The organism is Gemmatimonadota bacterium, from assembly GCA_016209965.1.
Lineage (GTDB): Bacteria > Gemmatimonadota > Gemmatimonadetes > Longimicrobiales > RSA9 > JACQVE01.
The window spans coordinates 1-3,565 of sequence record JACQVE010000301.1 but is presented as its reverse complement, the minus strand read 5'-3'; the positions used below and the strand labels follow the sequence as shown (position 1 = coordinate 3,565).

Below are 3,565 nucleotides of genomic sequence, written 5' to 3'. Positions count from 1 at the left end.
TGCAGGGCCACCCCGTCGAAAGCAACCCCGTGTTGCAGAAGATGCTGGGCTACTCCGCCGATGAGCTGCGCGCCATGGTGTTCACCGACTTCACCCACCCCGAGGACGTCGCCGCCGACTGGCGCCTGTTTCAGGAGGTCGTGGAGGGACGCCGCGACCACTACCAGATCGAGAAACGCTATATCCGCAAGGACGGCCAGGTGGTGTGGGGCCGGCTCACCGCCTCCCTGGTGTGCGGGCCCGATGGCGCGCCCAGTTTCGGCATCGGCATGGTCGAGGACATTACCGAGGCCAAGCACGCCGAGGTCGCACTGCGCGTCAGCGAAGAGCGCTACCGCAACCTCTTCGAGGGCGTGCCCGAGGGCCTGTACCGTTCCGCGCCCGACGGCACCCTGCTGGACGTGAACCTCGCCCTGGTGCGCATGCTCGGCTACCCCGACCGTGAGACCCTGCTCGCCGTGGACGCCTCACGCCTCTACCCCAGTGCGCAGCAGCGCGACTACTGGCAAAACCGCATGGCGGCGGAGGGGGTTGTCCGCAACTTCGAGACGCAGTTGCGCTGCTTTGACGGCTCGACCCTGTGGGTCTGCGACAGCGCGCGCGCCGTCTGCGACGCGAAGGGCAGGGTGCTGTATTACGAGGGCGCGCTCGAGGACATCACGGAGCGCAAGCAGGCCGAGGAGGAGCTCCGCAACCTCTCGCTGGCCGACGAGCTGACCGGCCTCTACAACCGCCGCGGCTTCTTCACCCTCGCCGAGAAGCAGCTCCGGCTCGGCGACCGCACCCAGCGAGGCGTGCTGCTCGTCTTTGCCGACGTGGACGGGATGAAGCGCATCAACGACACACTCGGCCACCAGATGGGCGACCAGGCGCTCAAGGAAGCCGCCGAGCTGCTCAAGCAAACCTTCCGCGCCTCCGACATCCTGGCCCGCTTCGGCGGCGACGAGTTCGTGGTCCTGGCGATTGAAACGGGGAAGGCGGAGGCCGAGTCGCTGACGCGGCGGCTGTGCGAGAAGCTGGAGGCCCGCAACGCCGCCGCGCCCGCGGGCCGCGAGTTGTCCATCAGCATGGGCGTCGTCTACTACGAGCCGGAAACCGGCATCTCGATCGACGATCTGCTTTCCCGCGCCGACCGGGCCATGTACGAGGCCAAGCGGGAGCGGTTGGGCAGCGGGGCCGCGCCCGCCCAGGGCCCCACCGCCTGAGGCCTGACCGCCTGCCCGCACGGTGCGCCAGTCTAGTCTGGTCTAGTTGCGCCGCTGGAAATAGGGGTGGCCCAGCAGCGGCGGCTTCTCCTTCGCCTCCGTCTTGCGCAGTTCCAGCTCTTCCACCAGCACGGCGGGCGCGACAATGCTGGACGGCACTGCTGGCCAGCGTAGCTTCCCCGGCCCGGACCCGGAGAAGCGGAAGAACGGCGAGTCGATGGGCGGACTACCCTCGTGCAGCAGGTTGTACAGCACGGGCGGGCCGCCAGCGGCCACGATGTCTCGCAGGCTGCGGACGCTCGCCTCCGCGAACTCGACACCCTGGATCGGCTCCTCCCGCCCGTCCGCGTAAACCTTGAGCGCCGCCGTAGGCGGCGGCAGCTCTGCCTGCCGCGCCGTCGGCCCGCCCACGAAGAAGAACGTGCCCGCATCCGCCGGGAGCAGCTCCGGATCGGCCAGGCCACTGACGAGCACGCCGTATTCCAGTCCCTCCTCCCGCACCCGCCTCACCAGCTCCGCCTTCAGCTCGGGGGCGTTCAGCACCTGCGCCGCTTCAATGACCAGGTTCCCCATGGTCGCGCGCGGCTCGCCGATCGGACTCTCGCTCCGCCCGTGGCCCGTGCTGCGGCGCGCGCTGTTCGAGGGCGCCCGCGACATGAGGAACGCCTCGAGCATGCCATCCTCGACCAGCGCAACCCGCTGCGGCGCCACCCCCTCGTCATCGGCCAGGTAGTGGCCAGCCAGCGCGCCGCCGCCGTATTCCTCCAGCGTCGGATCGTCCCGCACGGCGAAGCCGCGCGGCAGGATGCGCCGGCCCAACAGCGATTCCAGCCGCTTCTCGCCCGGCGCCATCTGTGCGAACTGGCTGGCCATGACCGGCGCCGGCGTGCCGCTCAGGTGCCGGCCCAGCAGGAGCTGGAAGAACTGGGCGGCAGCCCGCCCCTCGAACAACACCGGGCCCGTATAGCTGGTCGGCACTTCCGCCGCCGCGCGCGCGGTCAGCTCCGCCGCCAGCTCCCGCGCCGCCGCCGTCAGCGCTGGCAGTCCCGGCAGCCCGGCGGCGGACCGGGCAACAAACAGCCGGTAATCCTGCACCGAGCGGCCGCCCGCGCCTCGCGCCTTGGCCGTCACGAGTACGGCGTAGTGCGGCTCCGGCACGCGGATCCGGCTCCCCTCCGTGGACGCGAAGTAGCGGTTCCGCACCCGGGCCAGTACGCCGACCCTCGAGTCCTCGACTGCCGGGTAGCCGCGGAACACCGCAGAGGCACGGCGCGCCAGCTCGACCCACGCCGCGTCGTCCAGTACCAGCGACGCCGGCGGCCGGATCAGCACCTGCGGCGCCGCTTCCGAGAAGTCCGCGAGCGTGTCGGGCGTCGCCTTCCCCCGCAGCGCCGCCGCTTTCCTGGCCAGCGCTTCCGCCGCCTGCTTGTAGCGATCATCCGTGGCCCGCCAGAGCTGCCAGCGGATCGCACTGTAGCGGTCGTCCAGCGCCAGCGAGCCGCCGGCGCCGCGGAACGCCAGCGTGGGGTCGAAGAAGTTCGAGTTGTCCGACTCGCGACTGCCCACCCGGATCTCCGTTTGCAGCGTCCGGCTCCGCGACCGGTCCCGCACCACTACCTCGCCGAATGACGCCTCGATCTGCACGACCACTCCGTCGTTCACGCGATACGCCACGTAGTAGGGCGAGGCCAGCCCTTCCAGCCGCAGGCTGTCCGCTGAGCGCGCCAGCTCGTCCGCCAGTGCCTCGAGCAGCACGTCGGAAGCGGACGCCGCCGCCCCGGCCGGCCTCGCCTTGGCCGGCGGCGGAGCAACCACCGGCGCCGCCAGCACCGGCGGCCGCTCCATGGACTTGGGCTTCTTCTCGATCTCGATCTCCGAGATCAGTACCGCCGGCGACACCGCGGAGACGGGCACCCACCCGGATTCCGCGCCGCACACGCCATTGAACACACCCGGCCGGTCGTCCGTCGCCAGGATCTTGCTGAACACGGTGAGCGGCGTGCCCACCATGTCCACGCCCCGCACCAGCTCGTCCGGCCGGCCATCGGCGTAGACGCGGTAGACCTTCAGCGGGATCACCTTAAACGACTGCGGCAGCACCCGCCCCGTGAAGGTGAAGCCGCCCTGGATCACGTCAAAGTACAGCCCGTACTCCTTCCCCTGCCGCTTCACTTCCTCGATCAGCCGCGACCTCAGCTCGCCGGCGGGCATGGTGCGCTCCGACTCGACGATCAGGTTGCCCTGCCGGGCGACGACGTCGTAGCCGGGCTGCCGGCGGCCATGCCCATTCGAGCGCCGCGCCGCCTGGATCGGCGAGCGCCCCATGAGAAAGCCCGTGAGCACCCCCGCCTTCACCACCT

At 70.5% G+C, this 3,565-nt stretch carries 2 protein-coding genes; one reads left to right on the top strand and one right to left on the bottom strand.

What is annotated here, in order from left to right:
* On the top strand, window positions 1–1,205 hold a 1,205-nt coding region (locus HY703_11885; protein ID MBI4545889.1), incomplete at its 5' end, for a diguanylate cyclase.
* A 42-nt stretch (window positions 1,206–1,247) separates the two neighbouring features.
* On the opposite strand, the gene HY703_11880 is transcribed toward HY703_11885, so the two are convergent.
* Window positions 1,248–3,565: hypothetical protein (locus HY703_11880; protein MBI4545888.1), on the bottom strand; the 2,318-nt coding region annotated here is incomplete at its 5' end.